Annotated in this window: 25 protein-coding genes and 1 pseudogene; 14 read left to right on the top strand and 12 right to left on the bottom strand. The window is 58.5% G+C overall.

Annotation, left to right across the window (positions count from 1 at the left end; all coding sequences use genetic code 11):
- Window positions 1–4: 4 nt before the first annotated feature.
- On the bottom strand, window positions 5–361 hold the full coding sequence (locus tag AC3WVQ_RS34465; RefSeq protein WP_192358658.1) for a type II toxin-antitoxin system HicB family antitoxin: 357 nt from the start codon (window positions 359–361) through the stop codon (window positions 5–7).
- Window positions 358–612: a type II toxin-antitoxin system HicA family toxin gene (locus AC3WVQ_RS34460; protein WP_192358711.1), complete on the bottom strand. Its 255-nt coding sequence runs from the start codon at window positions 610–612 to the stop codon at window positions 358–360. Before AC3WVQ_RS34460 ends, AC3WVQ_RS34465 begins: the two co-directional genes overlap by 4 nt.
- Window positions 613–1,046: 434 nt before the next feature.
- Between AC3WVQ_RS34460 and AC3WVQ_RS34455 the strand changes: the two genes are divergently transcribed.
- Both AC3WVQ_RS34455 and AC3WVQ_RS34450 read left to right on the top strand, forming a co-directional pair.
- A complete protein-coding gene (locus tag AC3WVQ_RS34455) occupies window positions 1,047–1,421 on the top strand; it encodes a response regulator (protein ID WP_244547874.1) in 375 nt (124 codons plus the stop codon).
- Between the two features lie 542 nt (window positions 1,422–1,963).
- Entirely contained in the window at window positions 1,964–2,731 is a 768-nt protein-coding gene (locus AC3WVQ_RS34450; RefSeq protein ID WP_134888037.1) for a hypothetical protein, read from the top strand.
- Window positions 2,732–2,978: 247 nt separating this feature from the next.
- Here AC3WVQ_RS34450 and AC3WVQ_RS34445 read toward each other — a convergent pair whose 3' ends face one another.
- The 4 genes from AC3WVQ_RS34445 to AC3WVQ_RS34430 all read right to left on the bottom strand — a co-directional run bounded on the left by AC3WVQ_RS34445 (window position 2,979) and on the right by AC3WVQ_RS34430 (window position 6,954).
- Window positions 2,979–4,073: an extracellular catalytic domain type 1 short-chain-length polyhydroxyalkanoate depolymerase gene (locus AC3WVQ_RS34445; protein WP_492383537.1), complete on the bottom strand. Its 1,095-nt coding sequence runs from the start codon at window positions 4,071–4,073 to the stop codon at window positions 2,979–2,981.
- Between the two features lie 148 nt (window positions 4,074–4,221).
- Window positions 4,222–4,458 (bottom strand): DUF6894 family protein, encoded by a 237-nt coding sequence (locus tag AC3WVQ_RS34440; protein ID WP_492383536.1) that lies wholly within the window; start codon window positions 4,456–4,458, stop codon window positions 4,222–4,224.
- Window positions 4,459–4,880: 422 nt separating this feature from the next.
- Window positions 4,881–5,660, bottom strand: coding sequence for a COG3904 family protein (locus AC3WVQ_RS34435; protein WP_192358664.1), 780 nt, complete (start codon window positions 5,658–5,660; stop codon window positions 4,881–4,883).
- The gene (locus AC3WVQ_RS34430; RefSeq protein ID WP_029742848.1) at window positions 5,647–6,954 is read right to left on the bottom strand and encodes a hypothetical protein; all 1,308 of its coding nucleotides are present in this window, start codon (window positions 6,952–6,954) and stop codon (window positions 5,647–5,649) included. Before AC3WVQ_RS34430 ends, AC3WVQ_RS34435 begins: the two co-directional genes overlap by 14 nt.
- Window positions 6,955–7,186: 232 nt before the next feature.
- Between AC3WVQ_RS34430 and AC3WVQ_RS34425 the strand changes: the two genes are divergently transcribed.
- Entirely contained in the window at window positions 7,187–7,414 is a 228-nt protein-coding gene (locus AC3WVQ_RS34425) for a hypothetical protein (protein ID WP_029742849.1), read from the top strand.
- 645 nt (window positions 7,415–8,059) lie between these two features.
- Here the strand turns inward: AC3WVQ_RS34425 and AC3WVQ_RS34420 are convergent.
- Window positions 8,060–8,530, bottom strand: a complete 471-nt coding sequence (locus AC3WVQ_RS34420) for an NUDIX hydrolase (protein ID WP_060606913.1) — start codon at window positions 8,528–8,530, stop codon at window positions 8,060–8,062.
- A 147-nt stretch (window positions 8,531–8,677) separates the two neighbouring features.
- On the opposite strand from AC3WVQ_RS34420, the gene AC3WVQ_RS34415 reads away from it, so the two are divergent.
- The 3 genes and pseudogenes from AC3WVQ_RS34415 (at window position 8,678) to AC3WVQ_RS34405 (ending at window position 10,601) form a co-directional block, all read left to right on the top strand.
- Window positions 8,678–9,571, top strand: a complete 894-nt coding sequence (locus tag AC3WVQ_RS34415) for an SDR family oxidoreductase (protein WP_192358670.1) — start codon at window positions 8,678–8,680, stop codon at window positions 9,569–9,571.
- Between the two features lie 119 nt (window positions 9,572–9,690).
- A pseudogene (ligD, locus tag AC3WVQ_RS34410) lies at window positions 9,691–9,828 on the top strand (non-homologous end-joining DNA ligase LigD); the annotation flags it as partial.
- Between the two features lie 407 nt (window positions 9,829–10,235).
- Window positions 10,236–10,601, top strand: coding sequence for a DUF4334 domain-containing protein (locus tag AC3WVQ_RS34405; protein WP_492383535.1), 366 nt, complete (start codon window positions 10,236–10,238; stop codon window positions 10,599–10,601).
- A gap of 46 nt (window positions 10,602–10,647) precedes the next feature.
- Here the strand turns inward: AC3WVQ_RS34405 and ku (AC3WVQ_RS34400) are convergent, their stop codons facing one another.
- From ku (AC3WVQ_RS34400) to AC3WVQ_RS34380, 5 genes are all read right to left on the bottom strand, one after another.
- Window positions 10,648–11,460 carry a non-homologous end joining protein Ku gene (gene ku, locus AC3WVQ_RS34400; RefSeq protein WP_112977423.1) on the bottom strand — a complete coding sequence of 271 codons (813 nt, stop codon included), beginning with the start codon at window positions 11,458–11,460 and terminating at the stop codon, window positions 10,648–10,650.
- A 14-nt stretch (window positions 11,461–11,474) separates the two neighbouring features.
- Window positions 11,475–12,368: a non-homologous end joining protein Ku gene (gene ku / locus AC3WVQ_RS34395; protein ID WP_492383534.1), complete on the bottom strand. Its 894-nt coding sequence runs from the start codon at window positions 12,366–12,368 to the stop codon at window positions 11,475–11,477.
- A 208-nt stretch (window positions 12,369–12,576) separates the two neighbouring features.
- A complete protein-coding gene (locus AC3WVQ_RS34390; protein WP_029742952.1) occupies window positions 12,577–13,182 on the bottom strand; it encodes a general stress protein in 606 nt (201 codons plus the stop codon).
- A gap of 22 nt (window positions 13,183–13,204) precedes the next feature.
- A complete protein-coding gene (locus AC3WVQ_RS34385) occupies window positions 13,205–13,525 on the bottom strand; it encodes a PepSY domain-containing protein (RefSeq protein WP_029742951.1) in 321 nt (106 codons plus the stop codon).
- 369 nt (window positions 13,526–13,894) lie between these two features.
- Complete coding sequence (locus tag AC3WVQ_RS34380; protein ID WP_034800313.1) at window positions 13,895–14,272, bottom strand: hypothetical protein; 378 nt, start codon at window positions 14,270–14,272, stop codon at window positions 13,895–13,897.
- A gap of 676 nt (window positions 14,273–14,948) precedes the next feature.
- Here AC3WVQ_RS34380 and AC3WVQ_RS34375 point away from each other — a divergent pair.
- The 8 genes from AC3WVQ_RS34375 (at window position 14,949) to AC3WVQ_RS34340 (ending at window position 22,790) form a co-directional block, all read left to right on the top strand.
- On the top strand, window positions 14,949–15,494 hold the full coding sequence (locus AC3WVQ_RS34375; protein ID WP_162728928.1) for a nutrient deprivation-induced protein: 546 nt from the start codon (window positions 14,949–14,951) through the stop codon (window positions 15,492–15,494).
- The gene (locus AC3WVQ_RS34370; protein WP_034800315.1) at window positions 15,487–15,906 is read left to right on the top strand and encodes a phage holin family protein; all 420 of its coding nucleotides are present in this window, start codon (window positions 15,487–15,489) and stop codon (window positions 15,904–15,906) included. The genes AC3WVQ_RS34375 and AC3WVQ_RS34370 overlap by 8 nt, the downstream gene beginning before the upstream one ends.
- Entirely contained in the window at window positions 15,903–16,838 is a 936-nt protein-coding gene (locus tag AC3WVQ_RS34365) for a DUF3618 domain-containing protein (protein ID WP_404526944.1), read from the top strand. The genes AC3WVQ_RS34370 and AC3WVQ_RS34365 overlap by 4 nt, the downstream gene beginning before the upstream one ends.
- A gap of 493 nt (window positions 16,839–17,331) precedes the next feature.
- A complete protein-coding gene (coxB, locus tag AC3WVQ_RS34360) occupies window positions 17,332–18,204 on the top strand; it encodes a cytochrome c oxidase subunit II (RefSeq protein ID WP_234824594.1) in 873 nt (290 codons plus the stop codon).
- Window positions 18,201–20,717, top strand: a complete 2,517-nt coding sequence (gene ctaD, locus AC3WVQ_RS34355; RefSeq protein ID WP_192358678.1) for a cytochrome c oxidase subunit I — start codon at window positions 18,201–18,203, stop codon at window positions 20,715–20,717. Before coxB ends, ctaD begins: the two co-directional genes overlap by 4 nt.
- A complete protein-coding gene (locus tag AC3WVQ_RS34350) occupies window positions 20,717–21,097 on the top strand; it encodes a hypothetical protein (protein ID WP_034800322.1) in 381 nt (126 codons plus the stop codon). The genes ctaD and AC3WVQ_RS34350 overlap by 1 nt, the downstream gene beginning before the upstream one ends.
- Window positions 21,094–21,723 carry a cytochrome c oxidase assembly protein gene (locus AC3WVQ_RS34345; RefSeq protein ID WP_113189677.1) on the top strand — a complete coding sequence of 210 codons (630 nt, stop codon included), beginning with the start codon at window positions 21,094–21,096 and terminating at the stop codon, window positions 21,721–21,723. Before AC3WVQ_RS34350 ends, AC3WVQ_RS34345 begins: the two co-directional genes overlap by 4 nt.
- Window positions 21,723–22,790, top strand: a complete 1,068-nt coding sequence (locus AC3WVQ_RS34340) for a c-type cytochrome (RefSeq protein ID WP_063891187.1) — start codon at window positions 21,723–21,725, stop codon at window positions 22,788–22,790. The genes AC3WVQ_RS34345 and AC3WVQ_RS34340 overlap by 1 nt, the downstream gene beginning before the upstream one ends.
- Window positions 22,791–22,815: the final 25 nt, after the last annotated feature.

The following is a 22,815-nucleotide window of genomic DNA, read 5'->3' as shown; positions in this document are numbered from 1 at the left end:
TGGCCTATGCCGAAAGGCGGGCCTCTGCGACGTGCGCCGCGGCTTCGTCTAATGCCTCCTCGGCCCACTGATTGAGGCTCTTCCCCGACAGTTCGGCAGCCAGAGAAGCTCGGCGATGCACTTCGGGAGCAACTCGAAACATCATCTTGCCGGAATAGGGTCTTTGAGGCTCTTTGCCGATGCTCTTGCAGGTCTCAAGGTAATCATCGACAGCCTCATGGAACGCCTTCTTCAGTTCAGAAACGCTATCCCCGTGAAACCCGACTACGTCCGAAATGCCAGCAATCTTACCGACGAACAGCTCGTCCTCCGCGTCGAATTCTATGCGAGCGTGATAACCGTTGTAAGTCATGGTGTTCATGGTTCTACTCCAATTTGCGTCAGGAATTCGCGAGCATCGCAAACTTGATAACGTTTTGCCTCCTTGTCGGGATGAGGACGATGGAAGCTCGCGATTATGCCGTCCTTTTCGAACTTAACGCGCGAGCCGTTTCTTTCGATGACGTTCGCGCCGGCAGCGACAAGCAGGTTTTCTATACCGGCCCACTCTATGGTTCCCGAGACCGGATCTTTGAAAACCGCCACGAGAGTCTTTTTCTGCTTGCCGTTCATGCTAGCAAACATAGTGATGCTTGCTAATTCTGCAAGCATTATTTCTCATGCAAATACGATCCGTGTGTTTAGAGCCCTGGGTGCGAATCGCTCGATGGGTCCGATTTCAGTGCACCCGTGATGCTGCGAAAATCCGTGCGCTCGTGACTTTTGGCATAGTCATTTGCAAGTCGCACGCCCGGAAAGATCCAGCTGCGGGTTCGATTCTCTTCAAGGACAGAGGTTCGTTGGTTAACTTTCGGCCCAACGCCGACAATAGCTTTGAGCGGGCCGGCCAATTCCGAATGGCACTTAAGTCGCACTGGTCGACGGGCGGCCACGCACGAATAACGAGCCAGCTGGGAACGGGTACGACAGTCACGCTCTTTCTCCCGGATGGGTCCGGCGCCGACAAAGCAAGCATCGGCTCGGCTCCGTCCCAACACGGGAGTCTGATGGGTGAAGGTGAGGTCGTGCTCGTTGTGGAAGACGACAGCGCCGTGAGGCTGCTGATCGTCGACGTTCTGAAGGAACTTAGATACAGGACGCTCGAAGCCGAAGACGGAGAACATGCGCTGCCGATAATCGAAAGCGCGCAGCGCATCGATGCCGTGGTTTCCGATGTCGGCTTACCAGGGATCAACGGGCGGCAGTTGGCCGAAGTGGCTCTGGCAAGGAGGCCGGGCCTCCGTGTTCTGTTCTTAACGGGCTATGCAGCAACAGCATCCTCACGCGCGGACTTTCTCGGACCGGGCATGGACATGATGACCAAGCCGTTTTCCATGGACGATCTGGCGCGAATAGTTCGAGAAATGCTTGCAAAAGATTGAGACGCCGGCGCAACTCATGCCGACAGTCAGCGCCGACTAGCCGGCAAGGTGTGCGGCCTCTGACAGTGCCGCCGTCGCGACGTAACAACCCTTCTCGCGACGGAAGACCACCGACCGCCTTGGGACGACCCGGTTCGTGCGCGATCAAAGCATGGAAACATGGGAGATCATGATTGCTAGGGGCGTTCGGCAGGCAAACCAAATAAGGGTAAAGAGCGGTTGCTATTCGAATGACAAAGGCGCAGTGTCCAGTCTCCAGTAGCAGATGTCACGGGCGCTGCTGTATGAGGGTTCGATACCCTGGCCCCAATCAAGGGGGCGCCATGTCCTACACCGAACAGACATTTTCGCCTTGCGATCCAGCAAATTCCGGTCGGTCCTAGACACTTGAGGCTGCGAACTGCACAGCGCTATGCGCAGTATGTTCCCTGCCACGACAATCTGGCATTGGTTGGGACGAACCGATGGGCGCAGGTAAGCGCCGGCCGCAATGGCTTCACACTTCTGTGACCACTCAACCGCCCATTTGGAGACATAAGGACATGCTTCAACCGTTCTTCCTAGCGTTGGCTATACAGGCGAGCGTTCTTCTATCCGCAACTCTGCTCTTGATCCCTGGGGCATATGGTCAAGGGTCGGTGCCAGCAAATTCCGAAGCAAAACGCTACGGATCGGGATGGGAGTGTAATCGTGGATTCCGACAAGAGGCCGATTCCTGCGTTGCTGTGACGGCTCCCGACAATGCTTTCCTGACATACGCTTCCTATGGCAACGGCTGGGAATGCGATTACGGGTTTGCCGAAAAGGACGGCCAGTGCCTTGCGGTTCGGCTGCCCGCCAATGCTTTTCTCGACTCTTATTCTGGTGACCGCTGGAAGTGCATGCACGGATATCGTCAGCGCGATACTGAATGCGACCTCATCGAGGTGCCGGACAAGGCGTATCTGACGGATTCGAGCTATGGCGAGGGCTGGATCTGTGAACGGGGGTATCAGGTCATCGCTAGCAAATGCGTCGCACTGATCGTTCCTGACCATGCCTACCTGACCACCAGCGGCAATGAATGGTTGTGCGACCGTGGATTTGAAATGAAAGATCAGGCCTGTGTTGCTGTAAAGGTTCCCGAAAATGCAACCTTTGCGGACAACTCCTATGGCCAGAAATGGAAATGTGACCGGGGATTTGAAGCAAAGGGATCGGTATGTTCACAGATCAATCTTCCTGAAAACGCACATCTGGATCGTTCCGGAAACGGCTGGGAGTGCAACCGTCCGTATCGGCTCAGTCGCGGGGTATGCGGTATGGAGTGACGGCAGCGCGACATATCTAGATGTGCGCGTCTAGATGTGCGCGCCGTCGCCGCTCGATGTGGCCGCTTTTCAAGAAATCGTCTGGACCCACCGCATAGCGTGAGGGCTGAGAGTACGGCCCATCAGGGTGGGCGACCTTGTAAATTGGATGTTCGCTGCGCCGGCGTCACTCGCCGTTTGAGGCATCTCCACGCGGCGAGTCGTCAGATCAAAAGGGCGGGTGGCCACGAAGGAAGTGTGCGCGGTGTTATCTCATCAGACCCGCTGCACGTAGCGCGTCTTCGATCGTCCGCCGAATGCCGTCCGCCGGTCCCTTGGGACTCGGATTATCGTTGCTCCGAGCCTTGGGGATAGCGACGTCAGTGGCGACGCCCGGGTTCACCTGTCTCAAGGGTGGCGCCGCAACCCCGAACGATTTGGCAATTTCCTCGGTCGACGAAATGCCGACGTCAAGCATGTAGGGCCCTGCCCGACCGTACCCACTTTTCGCATCGATCGGTGTGCCGTGGCCCATACCCTTGACGCGGTAAAGCTGAAGGCGTTCCTCCCCGTGGGCATTGACCCAGACCCGGCGTTCAAGCCGCGACGTCGGTTGGTCTACCCGGGGCGATCCTCGGGTTTCAACAACGCCCAGCCACTGGTCGACAATCGCATCTGCGTTGGCCGAGTTGACGGTCATGTCCTGCGTTCCCTGCCAGACCGATATCGCCGGCCATGGGCCCGTTGTTTTGGATGCGGACCGAAGCAGCTTTTGAAGCGTGTTAGTGTCGGGAATGCCTTGCGCGCGCATGCGGTCGAACGCTTGGGGTATCGTGTGTGCCGTGCCATAGGGGAGGCCGGCTATGATTGCGCCGCCGGCAAAGACTTCGGGATAGGTCGCCAGCATCACATTGGCCATCGCTCCACCTGCCGAAAGCCCGGTTATGTAAACTCGCGAGGTATCGATGTCATAACGTGCTTCGGCGGTCTCGACCATCTGGCGGATTGAAAGCGCTTCACCATCGCCGCGCGCCATATCGTTCGGCTGGAACCAGTTGAAGCAAAGATTGGCGTTATTGCTGCGGGTCTGCTGCGGGAAGAGGACGACAAAGCCATAGTCGTCGGCCAATCTGCTCCATCCCGAGCCTGTGTCGTATGACGACGCCGTCTGGGTGCAGCCGTGCAAGACGACGACGAGCGCCGGTCGTGGAATAACTGTCGATGGGACATGAACTTTTGCCTCAAGCTGGCCAGGGTTCGGTCCAAAGGCCTCGAATTCCGACAAGTGGCTCTCTCGAGAAGGGTCGACCGGATGTGTGCGGAACTGCTTGAGCAAAGCGAGGGTGTTAGACAAGGAGCGCATAACGAAACCTCCAGGCCGTAACGGCCAGGATGGCTATCATAGCGGCCTCATACAGCACTCGGTAATCATTGCTGCAGTGCACAATATAATGCTGCGACGCAGCGTTTCAATGGAAGGCGCGAGATTTCGCCAGACGAACGCAAATCCATCAATCGAGCCAGCGGTTGCGAAACGTGAGGCTGGAAACGGAGATAGGTTTGCCCTCTTCGCTGCGCACAGAAACTGAAATTTCAGTGCCATAGCCCTCAAGCAATTCGTCGCGTGCGACATCAACGAGGATGCGCGTGATTTCCTGCATGACGGCCTCGCGGGAATGTAGCTCAAGCCCCAGATCATCCCGCGTCTGTCCGTCACCATTCATAAGATCGAAGAAATAGCGCGTCATCACCACTCCGGCCTCCACTTCCATAGAAAAGCCCGGAAGGAAGCCATTGTTCCCAGAAGTAAATCAGCGCTGGGTATTTCTTCGACAGCCAAAGCTCCAGTGCACAGCCTTTGTGCGCTCGAACCCGACAGTTCTCTCACCGGTTGAGTTGCGAGCCATGCCTAACCTCTCATCTACCGCGGACGCTGCAGATCGCGCCAATTGCATTTATGCAAAGCACACACAGTCTGGGGTCACGATCCCAGAAACGTTATGACGGGGCTTCCAGGAAATAGGCGTCAAGAGGCACGGCCCCGCGCTGATTTCTACGCCCGCCTTCAAGATCGGTGTTAAGTCCTCCTGTGTCCGATTGTGTTTAATCCAACCAAAGAGGCCCGCCATTGTCCATGCCCTAGCGTAGAGCTGATCCGCTCGGTAGAGACCTAACTTCTCTTCTTGGAACTCGCAGCTGGCGTAGTCGTCAGTCGAAAATCAGCCATTTCCTTCGCCGTCAAATAATAAAGGCGGTCCGCAGGCGTTTCCAAAGCGTTGAACCAGAGTTCGGCAGCAATGCCCATAGCCTCGAGATGGCGGGCGACACGTGCGGTGGCGGACTGTGTGGTCGACATGAGCTCGTCTGCGGTGGGTATGACGTTTCTGACGGTAAATAGCTGGTGCACTCCAACCACCGCATCTTTTTCCGCGAGGCGTTCAACGCCGCCTGCAAGCACGATTGGACATGAGGATGCGCAAAGTGCTCTCGACACCACTTTCGTCGTCAGCGATTTTTCGCGTATCAGCTTGGAAATTGCCAGCGCGTCGTCCACTGAGCCGCCTGGGGAGTTGAGCGCGACGGTTCTTACATACTCGCCGCGAACTTCGATCTCTCTGGCAAAGCGCGAAGACGCGCCTGGATCGAAGGTGCCTTCGACAAGCAGGACGCCGCCGGGGCCAAGTTCCAATGTCATCGGCTTGTTCAGCACTTCGGTCGGGCTCGATGGGCTTTGCGCAGCATCGCTCGGATCCCCCTTGGTTCCTGCAGGCGGCATGAACGGGACCTGGTAGGCTGGGTCGGCGGTTGACAGCTTGGGGCTGGTTTCCATGTTGCGAACGTCGATAATCAGAAAAATCGCTGTCAACGACAGCAATAGATAGAACACGCCTCGCATCGCGGTGCCATCGTCGAGGCGCTTCAAGGCCTTGATCGGTTCATCGATCCTCATGTGGGCGATCCTTGGGACGTATTCTCGGGTCGAGGTTTGTGATGTTGTTTGCCTCTTCCGTAGTTTTCTGCGCTTCAAGCTCGGCGGCAACCTCCATCAGATCCGAGCCGCTTTCCGCCAGCGCACGCTTCAATTCTATTGCCTGCACGAGTTCGGCTGCCGTGATGCGTTCGGCAAATGGCATCCTCTCTTCCTGTTTTCGGATCGCGCCGTGCACGACTGCAAGAATGAACACGAGTACACCGGGCAGGAGATCGATGGAGATGGCGCCAGCCCATGCTGGAATAAAGTCCGAAGCGTAGCGCAAAACTGCTTCGGCGGACGATAGTGGAACGAACCTTCGCTCCTTTACCGGTGCGCGCGCAAGGATCTCGTCAGCGGCGTCGGACAGAACCTTCGACTGGGCCGCTACTGAAGCGCGCACTGTCGCCATTACCCTGTCCTGGCGGTCAACTAGGTCGGCATCGCCACCGTCGGCGACAGGTGCAATAAAGCCGAGCGAAAGATCATCGGCCGCGCGACGGATCGAAGGGGCAATTGAAGTCTGTCCGAGCGAGGCTATGACCCCGGTGAGCGCCACGACTTCCGAGGAGAACTGGTCGGCACGCGGTTCAATGGCGCCGGGCGCCGATACCAGCGTACGCATGGTCTCAAGCCGCTTTTGTCCTTGTTCGAACAACGTCGTTACCTGTTCGCGCGAGGCGTTGATGCCGTTCTCTAGATCTTTCATCTGCGCTGACATCTGCGACAGCAACTGAACGACGCTTCCTGAACCGGTCGTACCGGTCAGAGCGCCCGATTGCCGTTCCGAAAGCGCCAGCTGAGCAAAGCGCTCGGAGGCGCGCTGGATATCGGGCAGAAGACTCTGGGCAGCAAGTGCGTTCTGGTGCGCCTGGTCGAGGTCGGCGGTATAGTCTTCCACCGTCTCGGCCAGGTGCTGCTCAAGTGCCGCAGAACCTGCTAGTGCAGCAGCATTTAGCCAGCTTGACATGGCCATGATCATGACCGCGCCGATGGCCATCACACCGAGCATGGCGGCGCGGCCCGTATGGGTCGTGATATGCGGAAAGAAGCGCGCCATATAGGACCAGAAAGCGTAGATGCCGACCGAGACGGAGGCCGAGTAGATAATCGCTGCGAAGAAGATCGCCGTTGGCGAACCGTCCAGGATGCTGCGCACGCCGAGATAAGTGTACACGCCGGAGGCAAGGGCTAGGACGGCAATGGCAAACCGCGTCATCGTTTCGACGGCAGCGACCCCGTCGTGCAATCGCTGGGATGCGCCGGTCGCCATGGGCCAGTCTCCGTAGAAGGAAAGTATTCCTTAAAAGAGGATCAAGAAGCGGGCGGAATAAAGGCCGGTTTAACACCGCGTCCCGGACATCCGTTCTAATTGATTGGGACGAACCAAAGCGCGCCGGTCGCGGATAAGGTTCAACGGCACCAAGCAGAAGCGCACGCACGTAAATCACCTAGGAACTATCGCGTCCTCCGGCAGTTGGTGGTGTGCGAGAAGGAGAGCGCCGATGACCCCAGATATTCGAAACTCCACTTTCTATGTGTTGACCCAGGACGATCCCTCCGCGCCAACAGACGCGGTTCCGGTTGGCTTCGAAGAGGCCTATGAGGAGGCTCAAAGGCTCACCGAAAGCGGCTTGGCGGTTCATGTCCTTTATACTGAAGACGCAACTCAAATGCAGCTGACGCGGTTTACTGAGGCCGGAATCAGAACGAGCTTGGCTTCGCAAGGGTAAGGGGAACGGTCGGTTCTCGGCGATCGACAGGATTCACGAGTTCGTTCTGCCTGAGAAGTGATGAGGCCAGCAGTTTACCTTCATGTAAACCCGATGTGATCGCCGCTGTTGTCCTCGTCATTGCCTCGGCTTACCGGGCGCTTTTTGCTTTCAGCGACACGTTTGGGCGCCCGTCATAAACAGCACGACAATCATCACTTTTTCGTGTTCGTCCTGGAGAACTCTCAAGATCGCGACAGCATAGCTATGCAGGCCTAACTCGATGAGCATTCAGACCTCCAAGGCGTAAACGAGCATGTCGGTATCGAGAAGCTGGACGAACTCGCGCTACGAGCGCTGATCACGGTGTTGGAAAGACAAGCCGGGCGGTCTGGCGAAGAGGGAGATCGAGCGCCATCGCGCGGCCTCGGGCGTCGACTTGAGGTCCGAGCCGATAAGCGGTCGCAGGCCGCGTCAAGCCAACCGCTATGGAGATGGAGAACATCCGGATTTTTCCGCCCTCTCCTTTTGGCCCACACAATGGCAGTCGAGCTCGCTACCCACCCCTCCCGCGACGGTCGGTCCGCCAGCGCTCGCCAAGATATCGACAGACGACGATACAAACTTCAAAAATGTACGAGAATGGAATCGTCGCAGTTTGCGTCTTCAAGGCAAAGTCGCACTGCCGAAGCGTAAAATCTGGTCGCGTAGGGATCGCTCAGCGACGCGACGGGCGGCCTCTCGATATTCGAACCAGACAAGTTTGCGCTCGCCCTTCTCCGGAAAGTTCCCGCGCAGGCCAGCAACTTTCATCGCAAAAACGTGGACCTTGCAAGAAACTTTCAGGCCACTATCTAACTTCTTCCTGTAGACGTAGTGGCCAATTGGAGCCCTCTCACAGCTCCCTTTTACGCCGGCCTCTTCGAACGCCTCCCTTGCCGCGACCTCATGAGCACGCTTTCCTTTCATGGGCCACCCCTTTGGGATGACCCAGCGACCGGTATCGCGGCTGGTGATGAGAAGTATTTCGAGCGAATGCCCTGTGCGGACACGATAGCACAAGGCCGCATACTGCAACCTCGGCGGACGACGAAGCATCAACTGCACGTCGGCAAGGACCCTGTGCAGCAATTGCATGGAACGTTTTCTCCCTCGGCGCGAAAAGAGGTTGAAGAGACGTCAAATGAACGGTGGAGCCTGTCGTTTGGTTCCTCCGAATTGCTGGACGGGAACCCGAAACCAATCCACGAGTTTAACCGATTATCGCCACATGAGGATTTACCAATGACCGATCGTCTGATGATGCAAGATCCCCGAACACAGTACCCCTCGCCGCCGTTTGACCCTCAACCACAATCCATGCCCGGTATTGTTGGTAGGATGCATCCAAAGCCCGATCACGGCGAGAAAACCTACAAAGGGGCAGGTCGGTTGAAAGGGCGCAAAGCCCTGATCACCGGAGGAGATTCTGGCATTGGACGAGCCGCAGCGATTGCGTTTGCACGGGAGGGTGCCGACGTCGCCATATCGTTCCTGCCGGAGGAAGAACCGGACGCGAAAGAGGTTATCGAGTTGATCGAGGCCGAGGGCCGCAAGGCGCTCGCCTTGCCGGGTGATGTGAAGGATGAAGACTGGTGCCGCGCGTTGGTGTCGCGGGCACTGTCCGAGCTTGGTGGCATAGATATCCTGGTGATCAACGCGGCCCGACAACAGTTTCGCAGGAACGTCTCGCTTGTAACGTCCGAGGACTTTGACGCCACGCTGAAGACCAACCTCTACGCCTTGCACTGGATTGTTCAGGCCGCCGAGCCGCATTTGCCCCCAGGTGCGTCCGTCATCACAACCGCGTCCATCCAGGCATATCAGCCATCGCCAATTCTCCTCGACTACGCCACGACCAAAGCTGGGATCGTCGCCTACACCAAGGCACTCGCAAAACAACTCATCGAGAAGGGTGTCCGGGCCAACGTCGTGGCACCGGGTCCATTCTGGACGGTCTTGCAGCCAAGCGGCGGCCAGCCTGACGAGAAAGTGAAGAACTTCGGGAAGGACAGCGATTTCGGTCGGCCCGGCCAGCCGGTCGAGCTGGCCCCTATTTACGTCTTCCTCGCCTCGCAGGAGGCAAGTTTCGTCAATGGTGAAGTTTACGGTGCGACCGGCGGAAAAGGCGTTGATTGATGCCGTATGATTTCGGCGCGGCCGGTGCCGACGGCCGACGGGCTGGTGCGGCAAGCCGCCTTCAAGGGGCTCCGCGAGGATAAGCCAGCTGCCGAGATTAAGGCAGAAAAGCCGGCCCGACGGCGGTCGCTCCACTATCGCCGCGAGCCCGGTCAGGGGCGACTGCCTCCATGCCTCTCAATTGGGCGCAAGTGAAATCCGATCTCGGCCCGAAGCGGTTCATAGCGCGCACGGTCCCGGCGCCCTCACCAAAATCAGGGCCGAACCGCCGAGCGACGTTCGCGGTTAGAACTTCGTCAACGCTGGGCAGAAACGGAAGCCGAGCGAAGCGAACCGGAGACAAGGAAGGCACGTGGACAGGCACAATTAGTGACGAGGAGCAGGATGTAAAGGCAAAGGGCAAGGAAAAAAATACAGGCGCGCTATCCGATACTCCTCGATGGGAGATCGCCCCTACGAGCGCGCGATCGCCACGCATGTTGGAGTAGTCCTTCTAACCAGGTCTTACGGCGAAATAGCAGATATCAGAACGGTCCGCAATCTCTATTTCCCTCCATGGGTGCGATGAACTTGTCTGGGCTACCTGGCCGCGGGGTTCACTCGATGAACTGGTAAGGACCTGGTCCGAAAAAACGACGCCGACCTCTGAACTCAAGCGGGGCTGATGGTTTCCGACATTGGAAGATTTGCGGCAGGCGCGTCGCGGGGGCAGAAGTGGGTTCCGCTTCCCCTCGCAGTTCGCTTTCATGCGTTTGGAAGAACGGCCCTTGCCGCCGTGCTTTTTGCCGGTCTTCAACGGTGCCTTCAGGCAAAGGGTCCCGTCGCCTCGATCAAAACGGTTGCCTTTGAAGGCGTCGCAAGCGCGGCCATGATCTATGACGACCAGTCGATCGTCGACCATTTTCGACGGATCAATGACGACAGCTTGATGGGACTGATGGCCATGCGAGATGACGATCGGTTTTATGTTTTTGAACTTGAGAGGGTCATCGATCCCATCGCGCTGGCGCAGAACCTGCCCGTGGGCTGACGAGAGCCAGCCGTGCCGTCGTCAAGGTCTAAGGGTCGCGGATGGTTCATTTCCGGGGACGACGCTCCGCTGCGACCGACTTTTTCAAGGCGTCCATGATGTTGACGACGTTGCTGGGTGGCGATGGTGTGGTTGACGATTTGGACTTGGCCCTGGACGGTTTCTTTATCGCCTTCTTCTTGGCAGCGATGATGTCGACCAGGCGTTCCTGCACGGGGTCCTCCACCATGCTGGGGCTCCAATCCTTCGTCAGCTTCTTTATCAATCGCTGCACAAGCGGCATCATTTCGGGGTCCGCCTTGGCGTCGCTCGCGGTGGTGAAGTACGTTTCTTCGCCACGAACTTCGTCGCCGTAGCGCAATGTCCAGAGCACGATCCCCTTGCCACGCGGCTCGAGCATGACGGCTCGTTCCCGACGCGATATGACCAGTCGTGAAATACCGACCATTTTCTGAGCTTCCATCGCATCTCGGATAACAGAAAAGGCCTCCTGGCCGACCGGTTCGCTCGGAGAAAGGTAGTAAGGCGTATCGAGCCATATCCACTCGAGGCTGTCGCGCGGGGTGAACGTCGAGATATCAATGGTCCTGGTGCTTTCGAGTGCGACGGTCTCAAGCTCCTCGTCCTCGATCACGACATACTCCTTTTCCCCGCGCTGGTAACCCATGACCTCATCGTCTTCCTTGACCTCTTTCCCGGTTACCGCATCGACGAAGTGACTGACGACACGGTTCTCGGTCTCGCGATTAAGCGTGTGAAAGCGAACCTTTTCGCTCTCGGACGTGGCCGGCATCATCTCAACCGGGCACGTCACCAGCGAGAGTTTCAAATAGCCTTTCCAGTAGGGGCGGACAGCCATGGCTCAATCTCCCGTCAGCCGGTGCGACGCGACGTTGCCGCCTGTTTCGACTTGGAAGACGAGCTCGACTCTTTTTGCCGACGAGCGCCCTTGTTTGCGTTGGCCGCTTGACGCCTGGACTTCGACTTGCTCGCATTGACGCCCGCGCTCTCGCGGAGCGCCTTGAGCAGATCGCCGGGTTTGGATGCTACGGGCAACTTTTTCTTCGGCAGGGCACGCCCCTCGATTTTGGCTTTGACCAGCTCGGCAACAGCCGCCTCGTACCGATCATCAAAGTCGCCGGGGTCAAAACTGCCTTTCTTGGTGTGGATAATGTGCTCTGCAAGTTCCAGCATCTCGCCCTCGATCTTGAGGTCGGGAAGCTCCTGGAACGCCTCTTTCGAAGATCGCACTTCATAGTCAAAGTTGAGGGTTGCCGCCACCAGCCCCTTGCCGTGTGCGCGGATAAGTACGGTTCGTAGCCGGCGAAAAAGCACGGTCTTGGCGATCGCGGCGACCTTGGCCTTAGCCATCCCATCACGGAGCAGTGCGAAAGCCTCCCCGCCCATCTTGTCGGGTGCAAGATAGTAGGGTTTGTCGAAATAGGTTGTGTCGATCTGCGAGCAGGGAATGAAGGCCTCGATCTTCAGGGTCTTGTCGCTTTCCGGAACCACCGCTGCGACTTCTTCAGGTTCCAGGACGACGTATCGTCCACCCTCGATTTCATAGCCTTTTACCTGATCGTCGGCCTGAACGGGCTCTCCCGACTCGCTGTCAACGAACTCGCGCTTTACCCGGTTGCCTGTTTTTCGATTGAGCCTATGGAAGCTGATGCGTTCGGACGAGGACGCGGCGGTGTAAAGTGCCACTGGACAGGTGACCTCTCCGAACTTGATGTAGCCTTTCCAGTTCGCTCGCGGGGCAACCATGGCTCCATTCCTTTCGACACCCGGGAGGGACGCAACCTGTCGGTATGCAAATCGTTCCACGGTCAATTTCGTCAAACTCTACGAAACGTCTAAGCGCTTTTGTCAGGTGCCGTTGTTGCGACGAGAGAGCCTGCCAATCATCAGGAACGTGCGAAGGCCAGTTTACGGTTCAGGTGATCTGAACGCATCATGGCCGCCTTGGTTCAAACTAGCGCATGCTCTCGAGACGTTGACGTTCCTTCTCGACTTCGTCGGCGGTGTAGGGATCGAGCGTCTCGTCAAAGCGTGTCCAGCCCTGTTCCGTGTAGGCGGCGCGGCGTTGGACAGGATCCACCCAGGTCCCTCGGCGCAGGATCGCTTCGGCATCCGCCTGGAGCGCGTCGTCGACCCGTGCCGTGACGACCGTGCCACCGCGCCGTACGCCTTCCGCATAGACATGGGCATGTTCCTCCGGAACGCCCGAATCCGTCATCGCTCCGATAATCCCGCCGGCGGCACCACCTGCTACCGCGCCGGCGGCAGCACCCGCCGCGGTCGCGGCAAGCCAACCGGCTGCGACCACCGGCCCGACACCCGGGATGGCCATGAGCCCGAGACCAGTCAACAGGCCGCCAATGCCACCGACCGCAGCGCCGACACCGGCGCCCGTCCCAGCGCCTTCAGCCGCGTTGCTTTCGTCTGCAGTGCCGTACCAATCGCCAACATTGTTGGAAACGATGCTGATGTCGTCCGACGGCACGCCGCGATCTTCAAGGGCTGACACTGCTGCTTGGGCGTCCGAATAGTCGTCAAAAAGTCCACTAACGGTTTTCATGGGAATTTCCTCGTTGCTGGAGTTAGTTGGCAACAATGTTGCCCTGGTAGTCGAGCGCGACCTGCATGGATTTGCCGTCCTTCGAGGCAGTTGCACGCCAGACGCCCTTGTCGTCGAGCTTTAGACCGGTCACATCGGTGTAGCCGGCATCAGTAAGGCGATCCTTGGCCTGTTCTTCAGTGAAACTGTTGGCACCGGCGACGGGCGCTGTTGGATTGGTGGTGTCTGGTGTTGCCACGGCAGGCGTATCACCATCTGCCGTAGCCGGAGGTGTGGCGGTCTGCGCGAGCGCGCCCAAACTCGATGCGCCGAGGAAGACCGCGGCGAGCAGTACGTTCTTCATGATGTTCGGTTCCTTGTTCTCAGCCCGTTAAAGGCAATGTTCAAACTCGGCGAAACGCTTTTGGTTCCTAAGCATTTGGTCTTTTCCACTCCCGACCGGAGCACTCGAACCATGAGCGGAGGCTAGTCCGCAATTCTTTGCGCTTACGCAAGTTGCATTTGCCGAAGTCGGGTGGGAGCTGCTTTTAGCATCAAGAAGTCAACGCCGGACGTTCTCTGCTTTGTAGGAAATGTGATTGCTGCGGATAGTCGACGTGCCATCGTGAGCCGAGCCTCACTGGCACGCCCAATGGTCTGGCGCCGCAGATCTCGTTTAGCGTTGGCCCTCGAACGCCGTCCGCCGAGACCCATCAGTTAGAAGGTGCCATGCTTATTTTCTGGCGCTTTTGCCTCTTTGCATAAGAAGCTGCATTTCTTCAAATCGGCGTCGGCGTTCGCCATCTTCCTGGTCGGAAGAGTAGCAAGTCCGGGAGACGCAGAAGCGTAGGAGTTTTGTGATCGGATTTGGCTGATCGAATTCGCAGTCGAACGTATCTGACATTTCGGCCTTCTTCGTATCCGATCTCTCAGAATATTTGAAGCGGACGCCAGGGGGCTTAAGCTCAGGGAACGATTGCACGACCCCGACATTCAGCGTGTCGGTCATGAAAAAATTCCTTGCGACCGACGTGCAGGCCGATTCAAGTTCGGCACTTTGGGCAAAGGCGGGGCCAGCGATAAGAACTGCGGTGACAGGAAGCCATTTCATTTTCCTCTCCATTCGCACCTGGTCCACACGAAAAGGTTGTTGCGTGAACCCGAAAAGACCGGGAAAAGTTCCAATCCATGAGCAAAATGCGGACAACCGATAGAAACCCACGCCTGGTCCAAGAAAATCTCCTACCACCACGACCTCATCGAGGTTTCAAGGAGCGAATGGAGGGACGCCGAGCTTAGAGGTGGGCCGCCAGTCGATGTCGTCATGCTGGACAAGAACCTTCAGGGGATAGCGGGCTTCGGGTAGCAGACGCCTGCAAGGAGAAATCGATAGCGTTTCTTATCTTGAAGTTCGGGAGCGCCCAAACTGCCCCAATTCTCTCCAAGCCGTTTTCGAGCTAGGCCCTCATCGAGGGGGTTGAGGCCCTTCTTGAGCAAAGCAAGAGGAACGGCATCTTCCTCAACATGATCGGACAGTAGAGCCCTAAGCTCGCAGCACCGCAGCGTCCGTTGGCGGACGCTGCGGTGCTGTGCAGGGGCTGAGGGAGTCCCTGCGCAGGGCGGGGTTGTTCCACGAGATCGATCGCAGTCGCCCAGCGTCTTCATTGGGCAGCGCCTTCGGATCGAACAAACGCCAAGCCGAGTGCCGTATGAGGCAGGGAACAAGATAGCGATCCGCTGGTTGGATCGCAACGAAGGGCCCGCGTCAGAGAACCAGGAGGTTTGTGATGATCGAAAACCCGGAGAACCGTAGACAACAACAACAGCAACCTATTTCGCCCTCACAAGAAGGCGGCCCTTATTCTGGGGGGGGCGAGAGCGATGCAGGTCGGCCCCGCGTCGACCAGAACGTCGCGAGTGACGATCTTTCGGGCCAGGCAAAAGCGGCGGCAGCCAAAGTCGTGGATGACGAAAAGGGGGCATTGGCGCGCCAATTGCGTGGTCTTGCTGGCGCCATGGAGAAGGTGGGATCTGAACTTCGCGATTCCGATCAACCGGGGCTTGGCCGCTACACCCAGGACCTTGGAAATTCGATCGGACGGCTGGCCCGCGAATGCGAAGACCGGGATCTCGGTGAAATCGCGTCGATTGCAGAAAACTATGGGCGGAAGCAGCCCCTTGCCTTTCTTGGCATGGCAGCGATTGCGGGACTGGCAGCGAGCCGATTTCTGATCGCTTCGGCAAAGCGAACGGCCACCAAGACATCGAACTCCTCGTCATCCCCCCGCGCAGGCGACGATTGGTCATTTGAAAAGGACTTCCGCGATGCATAACCCCCGTGACGACCGCTCTTTACCCGACCTGATGACGGGACTGGTGACCGATATAGCCGGACTGTTTCGCAAGGAGATCGACCTCGCCAAGGCCGAGGCAAGCGAGAATATTGACCGGGCGATCGGCAGCATCGAGACGCTCATGGTTGGCCTTATCTTTGCTATTGCCGCGATCGGCGTGCTTCTGAGCGCTGTGGTCGAGGGTCTGGGCGCCTTTTTGATGCAGCAGGGAATGCAAGAGGCAAATGCCCATGCGCTCTCAGCGGTCGCCGTTGGTCTTGTCGTCGGCGTCCTCGCGTGGGTTATGATTTCGCGCAGCCTTGCCAGGCTCGGAAACCGCAGCATTCGGTTTGAAAAAACGACGGCGTCGCTCCAGCGCGACCTCGACGTGGCCAAGGAGACAGTGAAATGAACGTCGACATGCATTCGTCCGCGGACCTTCAACGGGAGATCGAGACCGACCGTCAAAGGATTGAAGAAAAACTGCATGCCATTCAAGAGCGAATGTCGCCTGGCGAATTAATGGATGAATTCATCGCCTATGCCAGAAGGAGTGGAGGTGCCGACTTCCTCAACAATCTGGGTGGGGCAATGAAGGCGAACCCGATCCCAGTCGCATTGACAGGGATCGGTCTTGCATGGCTCCTTGCCGATCCCGCCTCGCGAGCGCCTCAAGCGTCGGGCGTTGACAAGGGAGTGGATGATTACCCGCTTGCGCGAGTAAAGGGCAATTTGCGACGGGTCGGACCGATCGAGGCAAATTTTGGCGAGCGCTACAGCCATTTTGAGGATGAGGACGGCAGTCGTTTTCGGGCGAAGACCGATGCGGCCGGCCGAAGGGCCGGTCACTTCGTCGATCCAAGTGGAACCGTCTATCGCGGTTTCGCCGATACGTCGGGCCAGGCGATTGCGGAAATCCGGGATGAGGCAGGCAGTTTGTTCGATGAAACAACCGGCTGGGCATCAGCGACATGGCGTGAGGTGAAGGGGGCGGCCAGTGGTGTTTCCGGTGCCGTTTCAGATGCCGCCCGGTCAGCAGCCGACAGCATTCGGAGCGCCCATGAGAGTGCTCAGGATCACGGGGCGCAGCTGAATGCCGCCATGCTCAAGACATTTCGAGATCAGCCTCTGGTTGGCGGAGCGCTGGCCTTTGCGATCGGTGCGGCCATCGGAGCGGCACTCCCCGCAACGGACTTTGAGGATGAGACCGCTGGCGAGGTTTCGGATCGCGTTCGCGGCCAGCTTCAAGCAACGGCTGGTGCAGCTGCCGAGGGCGCGATCGAGGGTGCCAAGAGCGCCTTGGGAGAGGCCAACAAGCCTGAAAACGAAAACCCTTCTGGCTGACGGCCGGAAATTGTCACTGACCGCAACCTTGCGGACGCCCGCTGTTTGCTAGGGGCAGAGGCGATTCCCGCGCGCGCTGAGGATTTGCGATCTTGGCGTTCAGGAGAATGCCGATCGCGTCGCGAAGTCTCCTCTGCTTTTGGGAGTGGCGGCAGCCGTTCTTCGGTTCCTGCGGCAATGCGGCGCGCCTCGCTCAATCGGGCGGAACGCCGTCATGCGATGGGCAAATTCGATAACGCGCACGAATTTGTCCGCTCTTGTGCCGAGCGCACAATCGCAGATTGCATCCATCGGCGCGGGAACGCTTTCTGGAACTTTGCGGGGAGGCTCGGGTTAAGCGATCAACTCTTCTGGAAAGGACAGTAAAACGCCACGCCTCCGATCTCAAAGACGAAGATTGCTCCAAAGGCTGCCCTTAATCGCGGTTGCTCTGCCTGGCTGCCAGGGCACTCAATCCGCGTTGAGCCCCGCGGGTTCGGAAGCAGAGGCGACGTTGACTCTGTTTGTCGTCATGTCCATCGGCGCAGCCGCGATCTGGTTCGCGGTGGTCGCCTTCGTCTGCTTTGCCGTGCGCAGTCAAAGACGAGTTTTCGCAGAGCCTGCCGCAAGCCGGCTCGTCCTGTGGGGCGGCGGCGTGTTCCCAACTGTGACGCTCTTTGCCCTTTTGACATATGCATTCTGGTTAATGCCGACGCTTAGACCTTCGCCGACTTTTCGCGATGCTACGGATTTTCGGGTCGAAGTCACCGGCAGGCAATATTGGTGGCAAGTGGTCTATGTCCATCGCGGCCTCACAATCGCAGCGGCAAACGAGATCCGCTTGCCGGTCGGTCGGCGAATAGAATTTCTACTGAAGAGCGATGACGTGATCCATTCCTTCTGGATACCCTCTCTCGGGGGCAAGATGGATATGATCCCGGGTCGCGAAAACCGCCTTTCGCTGATGGCGCAAAGAACGGGGGTATTTCGCGGCGCGTGCGCCGAATTTTGCGGGACGTCTCACGCATTCATGGCGCTCACCGCAGTGACCATGGAACCCGACGCGTTCGACGCATGGCTTGCCAGCCAGGCGAAAGCCTCGATAAACGTCGCGGGAGAGGGGCGCGCACTCTTCTTGCGCCATGGCTGCGGCTCCTGTCATCGCGTTGCGGGCACGGAGGCCGCAGGCGCGGCTGGACCCGATCTTTCTCACCTAGGGTCTCGGCAGATGCTGGGAGCCGGGATCGTCGCCAACACCGAGGACAACATTGCTGGCTTCATCGCGAACCCGGGTGCGATCAAGCCTGGTGCAGCCATGCCCGCTTTCTCCATGCTGGCGCCGCAAGATATCCGTGCAATCGCCGCCTGGCTGAAAGGACTGAGATGACCGAGCCGGGCGCCCGCGCGAGTGAAGAGGAGCGCGCAGCGCAGAGCGAGCGGCTGCGCAAAGTATGGGAGAATCCGCACGGCTGGCGCTACTGGACGAGCGTCAACAACACGCAGGTTGGGCTGTGGTATGCGTCCACCGCCTTCATCTTTCTGCTCTTTGCCGGCGCGCTGGCATTGATTATGCGGGCGCAATTGGCCATGCCCGACAATGATCTGGTTTCGGCGGACTTCTACAATCAGCTATTCACGCTGCACGGGACCGTCATGATGTTCCTGTTTGCCGTGCCAATCTTCGAGGCAGTGGCGATTTTTCTGTTGCCGCCGATGATCGGGGCTCGAGAGTTGCCGTTTCCGCGACTGGGCGCGTTCGGGTTCTGGAGTTTTTTTCTCGGTGGCATCTTTGTGTGCGGCTCGATTTTCTTTGATGCAGCGCCTTCCTCCGGTTGGTTTATGTATCCGCCGTTGGCAACCGACGAAAAACTTTCCGGCATTGGCGCCGACATCTGGCTGCTAGGCCTCTCTTTCATCGAGGTGGCTTCGATTGCAGCGGCGGTGGAGCTCATCGTCGGGATCATGAAATGTCGCGCGCCCGGCATGCGCATCAATCTGATGCCGCTCTTCGCCTGGTATCTGCTGATTGTCGCCGGCATGATCCTCTTTGCATTTCCGCCGCTGATTGCCGGCGATATCCTCTTTGAAATGCAGCGCATGTTCGACTGGCCCTTCTTCGATCCGGCACGCGGCGGCGATCCGCTGCTGTGGCAGCACCTTTTCTGGATTTTCGGCCATCCGGAGGTCTACATCATCTTCCTGCCGGCGATTGCCTTGATGGCGATGATCGTTCCAACCTTTTCGGGGCGTCCGATCGTGGGTTACTCCTGGATCGTGCTTGCCGCGGTCGGCACGGGCTTCCTGTCATTCGGCTTGTGGGTACACCACATGTTCGCGACAGGACTGCCCCAGATATCGCTTGCCTTCTTTTCGGCCGCTTCCGAGGCAGTGGCGATCCCAACGGCGGTTCAAGTCTTCGTCTTCATTGCCACCATGCTTGCTGGCCGCGTCATCCTTTCTACTCCAATGCTGTTCGGGGCAGGCGGCATCGCCATTTTCGTCATCGGCGGGCTAACCGGCGTCATGGTGGCAATTGCGCCCTTCGACTGGCAAGCGCACGACACTTACTTCGTGGTTGCCCACCTCCACTATGTCCTGATTGGAGGGATGCTGTTGCCGGTCGTTGCGGGGATCTACTACTATTACCCCCTCATCGATGCAAAACGTCTGTCCAATACGCTCGGACACATTGCCTTCTGGCTGATGTTTGTCGGTTTCAACGTCACCTTCTTTCCAATGCATCTGACCGGCCTTTTCGGCATGCCGCGTCGGGTTTTTACCTATCCGGCCGACCTTGGGTGGAACCTCTTGAACCTTGTGTCGTCTGTCGGCGCCATCGTGTTTGCCTTCGGCGTTTTGATCGTGGTGTGGGATGTCCTGCGCCCTAAGCACCGGGAGCCTCGCGCCGAACAAAACCCGTGGAATGCCGGAACGCTTGAATGGGTCAGCGAGCCTGAGGAAAACTGGGGTGTGCGCTCCGTTCCCTTCGTTTCGAGCCGCTATCCACTTTGGGATCAACCGACGCTTGCCCGCGAGATCAGCGAGGGGCGATGGTATCTTCCCGACGCCAAGGAAGGGCGTCGCGAAGGTCTGGTCACCTCCGTGCTCGATGCACGGCCGGAACAGGTCTTGCGCGTTGGCGGCACCTCAAAGGTCACCATCCTCTCGGCTTTCTCGCTCGGTGCCGTGTTCATCGCTTTGACGTTTAAGTGGTGGATCGCAGGGGCAATCGCCGCCTTCACCTGTTTCTGTGCGATCCTCTATTGGCTCTGGACGGGGACCGGGGAAATTCCCGAGAAGCCGCAGAAGGACGTCGGCGTTGGGCTCGCCTTGCCGCTTTACGCATCCGGTCCGTCCTCAGTCGGCTGGTGGGCCATGTTCATCACGATGGTGGGCGACAGCACCGCCTTTGCGAGCCTGATCTTCGGCTATTTTTTCTATTGGACGATACACGAAGACTTCACGGCGGGATCAGCTGGTCCCGGAATGATGTGGCCACTGGTTTCGGCAGCGCTCTTTGTCTTTGCGTGGCTCGCCACCTTGGCTGCAAGACATTTCAACGCCCTCGCGCGTACGGCGTTCGCGCGTGCCGCTTTGATCGTGGCGCTCGCCCTGACGGTCGTCGCATCCGCGGCTGGCATCGCGGGGCCCTGGTTGCACGCCATGAACCCGACCGCCCATGTTTACCCGGCCATCGTCTGGGTGCTGGTTTGCTGGACAGTCGTTCATGCTTGTGTCGGCGCTGTCATGCTTGCTTATTGTCTTGCGCGAAGCCTTGCCGGGCGCCTTACGAAAACCCACGACATGGACCTGCGCAACGTGGCCCTCTACTGGCATTTCCTGGCAATTACGGCGCTCATCACCTTCTTCGTGATCGGTCTTTTCCCGGAGGCACTTTAATGCGTCTGCTGCCAAGGGAAATCGAAACGTTCTGGACGCTGTTCACGGGGCCGGCCATCTGGGCCGGGCACTTCCTGATATGCTACGCCAGCGCGGCGATTTTCTGTGCCAAACCAGCGTTGTTCGCGATGGAGTTCAAATCCTTGCGCCTAGGCATCGCCGTCATCACGGTTTTAGCGCTCGCAGCCATTGGGCTTTCGGCGTTCCTTGCGTGGCGCCAGTGGGGCTTCGGCGCGCACGATCCTCCGCATGACGATCCGACGCGCCACGATCGCCTTCTGTTTCAGGGATTTGCAACCTTGCTGCTTGCCGGCTTGAGTTTCGTCGCCGTCCTGATGACGGCACTGCCGACGATCTTTGTTTCGGAGTGCTTGCGATGAGGGTGCTCTGGCTTGCGAATGGTTGCCTCCTTTTGGCCGTTATCTGGCTTGGCCCGCTGTTGAGTGCGTGGCGCGGCTCGGTTACCGCCCACATGCTCGCGCACATGGGGGTCGTAGCAGTCGCAGCACCTCTGATCGCTATAGGTGTTGCTCCCCGTCTCGCCAGCTGTCGCCGGCCCGTGCTCACCGGGTTGCCGATCGTCGCCTCGCTCGTCGAACTCCTGGTGGTCTGGGGTTGGCATGCACCGGCTGCACGTCGGTTGGCGGAGAGTTCGCTTTGGGGCACCGCCCTTGAGCAGGCCTGCTTTCTAGCCGCCGGGTTGTTCCTATGGTCCACGTGTCTTGCGGCCGGGAGCACGAACAGGTCTTCAAGCAATGCGGCAGGCGCCTTCGGTTTGCTGCTGACGAGCGTTCATATGACGCTCCTCGGCGCCCTCTTGGCGCTCAGCCCACGCACGCTCTATCAATTTGGCGATGTCACCTGTTTCGGCACGACCTTGACGGCGGCTCAGGATCAGCAACTCGGCGCCGTTGTCATGCTGATGGTTGGCGCCGCAGCCTATCTCGCAGGTGGGGTCGCCTTGCTTTCCGGTCTGCTTGCAGAGCCAAACCGGAGGGTCGCCTGATGCATGTTCGATGGAAGCACCTGGCCGTCGGGCTCGCCATCCTGCCGATCGTCGTCCTTTTTGCCACCTGGATCGGCTTCTTCAACGTCGGTGCGTCTTCCGGCCATTGGAGGATAACCGAGTGGTTTTTGCATTTTGCCATGCGTTCGGCCGTTCGCACCTATGCGCTCGCCGTTGATGCCCCGGAGAGGCTACCTGATAACGGCATCCCACCGGCAGCCGGTCACTTTGCCCGTGGCTGTGCTACCTGCCACGGTGCGCCGGGCGAACCGCGGTCCCCAGCAGCACTTGCGATGTTGCCGCGACCGCCGGATCTTTCCGCTGTAGTCGAGCAATGGGAGGACGCAGAACTGTTTCGCATCGTGAAGCACGGGGTTCGCTTCACCGGCATGCCGGCGTGGCCGACCCAGGCGCGCGACGACGAAATCTGGAGCATGGTTGCGTTCCTGCGAAAGCTTCCGGCTATGGATGCGGCCACCTATCGTTTGCTCGCCTATCGCGAGAGGCCACAGCCACCCATGCATGCGTTCCGATTCGAAGATGCATTGGCAGAATGTACCCGCTGCCATGGGACCGATGGGATGGGCTTTAGCCCGCTCACGCCTGTTCTTGCAGGACAGAAGGAGGCCTATCTGCTCGAAAGCCTCAACGCCTATCTCGAGGGACGTAGACCAAGCGGCATGATGCAACTTCCCGTGCAGTCGGTGGATCCGGGGCATCTTCGCGCTCTTGCCAGCCATTTCGCAGCTTTGAAGCGCAATGCGGTGGTGCAACCACTAAAAGACGATCGGGTGGGGCAGGGCGAGCAGATTGCGCAGCACGGCCGTCCCGCCCAAAAAGTTCCGGCATGCTTGGGCTGCCACCAAAATTCGCAACGTAACCCGTCCTACCCAAGGCTTGACGGTCAGCCCGAGGCATTTCTCGCGGCACAACTGAAGCTCTTTCGCGAAGGCTCGCGATCGGGAACTCCGTTCAGCCATTTGATGGAGAGTGCGGCAGAATACCTGTCTGACGCAGATATCGAGAATGTTTCGGCATATTTTTCGAGTTTGCCTCCTGAGGATTGAAACACCTTCGTGCCGAAATCGTTTG

The sequence above is a fragment of the Ensifer sp. EB106-05-01-XG146 genome (assembly GCF_058791875.1).
The sequence above is the reverse complement of the archived record's forward strand: the minus strand, read 5'-3'. Positions and strand labels throughout refer to the sequence as shown.

Coding starts and splice junctions, on each gene's coding strand:
- AC3WVQ_RS34370 (WP_034800315.1), top strand. CDS start 15,487: ATGCATAACCCCCGTGACGACCGCTCTTTACCCGACCTGATGACGGGA.
- AC3WVQ_RS34450 (WP_134888037.1), top strand. CDS start 1,964: ATGCTTCAACCGTTCTTCCTAGCGTTGGCTATACAGGCGAGCGTTCTT.
- ctaD (WP_192358678.1), top strand. CDS start 18,201: ATGACCGAGCCGGGCGCCCGCGCGAGTGAAGAGGAGCGCGCAGCGCAG.
- AC3WVQ_RS34420 (WP_060606913.1), bottom strand. CDS start 8,530: ATGCAATTGCTGCACAGGGTCCTTGCCGACGTGCAGTTGATGCTTCGT.
- AC3WVQ_RS34435 (WP_192358664.1), bottom strand. CDS start 5,660: ATGAGGATCGATGAACCGATCAAGGCCTTGAAGCGCCTCGACGATGGC.
- AC3WVQ_RS34380 (WP_034800313.1), bottom strand. CDS start 14,272: ATGAAATGGCTTCCTGTCACCGCAGTTCTTATCGCTGGCCCCGCCTTT.
- AC3WVQ_RS34445 (WP_492383537.1), bottom strand. CDS start 4,073: ATGCGCTCCTTGTCTAACACCCTCGCTTTGCTCAAGCAGTTCCGCACA.
- AC3WVQ_RS34350 (WP_034800322.1), top strand. CDS start 20,717: ATGCGTCTGCTGCCAAGGGAAATCGAAACGTTCTGGACGCTGTTCACG.
- AC3WVQ_RS34455 (WP_244547874.1), top strand. CDS start 1,047: ATGGGTGAAGGTGAGGTCGTGCTCGTTGTGGAAGACGACAGCGCCGTG.
- AC3WVQ_RS34375 (WP_162728928.1), top strand. CDS start 14,949: ATGATCGAAAACCCGGAGAACCGTAGACAACAACAACAGCAACCTATT.
- AC3WVQ_RS34405 (WP_492383535.1), top strand. CDS start 10,236: ATGGTTTCCGACATTGGAAGATTTGCGGCAGGCGCGTCGCGGGGGCAG.
- AC3WVQ_RS34465 (WP_192358658.1), bottom strand. CDS start 361: ATGAACACCATGACTTACAACGGTTATCACGCTCGCATAGAATTCGAC.
- AC3WVQ_RS34440 (WP_492383536.1), bottom strand. CDS start 4,458: ATGACGCGCTATTTCTTCGATCTTATGAATGGTGACGGACAGACGCGG.
- AC3WVQ_RS34430 (WP_029742848.1), bottom strand. CDS start 6,954: ATGGCGACCGGCGCATCCCAGCGATTGCACGACGGGGTCGCTGCCGTC.
- AC3WVQ_RS34385 (WP_029742951.1), bottom strand. CDS start 13,525: ATGAAGAACGTACTGCTCGCCGCGGTCTTCCTCGGCGCATCGAGTTTG.
- ku (WP_492383534.1), bottom strand. CDS start 12,368: ATGGTTGCCCCGCGAGCGAACTGGAAAGGCTACATCAAGTTCGGAGAG.
- AC3WVQ_RS34365 (WP_404526944.1), top strand. CDS start 15,903: ATGAACGTCGACATGCATTCGTCCGCGGACCTTCAACGGGAGATCGAG.
- ku (WP_112977423.1), bottom strand. CDS start 11,460: ATGGCTGTCCGCCCCTACTGGAAAGGCTATTTGAAACTCTCGCTGGTG.
- AC3WVQ_RS34460 (WP_192358711.1), bottom strand. CDS start 612: ATGAACGGCAAGCAGAAAAAGACTCTCGTGGCGGTTTTCAAAGATCCG.
- AC3WVQ_RS34340 (WP_063891187.1), top strand. CDS start 21,723: ATGCATGTTCGATGGAAGCACCTGGCCGTCGGGCTCGCCATCCTGCCG.
- AC3WVQ_RS34415 (WP_192358670.1), top strand. CDS start 8,678: ATGACCGATCGTCTGATGATGCAAGATCCCCGAACACAGTACCCCTCG.
- AC3WVQ_RS34425 (WP_029742849.1), top strand. CDS start 7,187: ATGACCCCAGATATTCGAAACTCCACTTTCTATGTGTTGACCCAGGAC.
- AC3WVQ_RS34390 (WP_029742952.1), bottom strand. CDS start 13,182: ATGAAAACCGTTAGTGGACTTTTTGACGACTATTCGGACGCCCAAGCA.
- AC3WVQ_RS34345 (WP_113189677.1), top strand. CDS start 21,094: ATGAGGGTGCTCTGGCTTGCGAATGGTTGCCTCCTTTTGGCCGTTATC.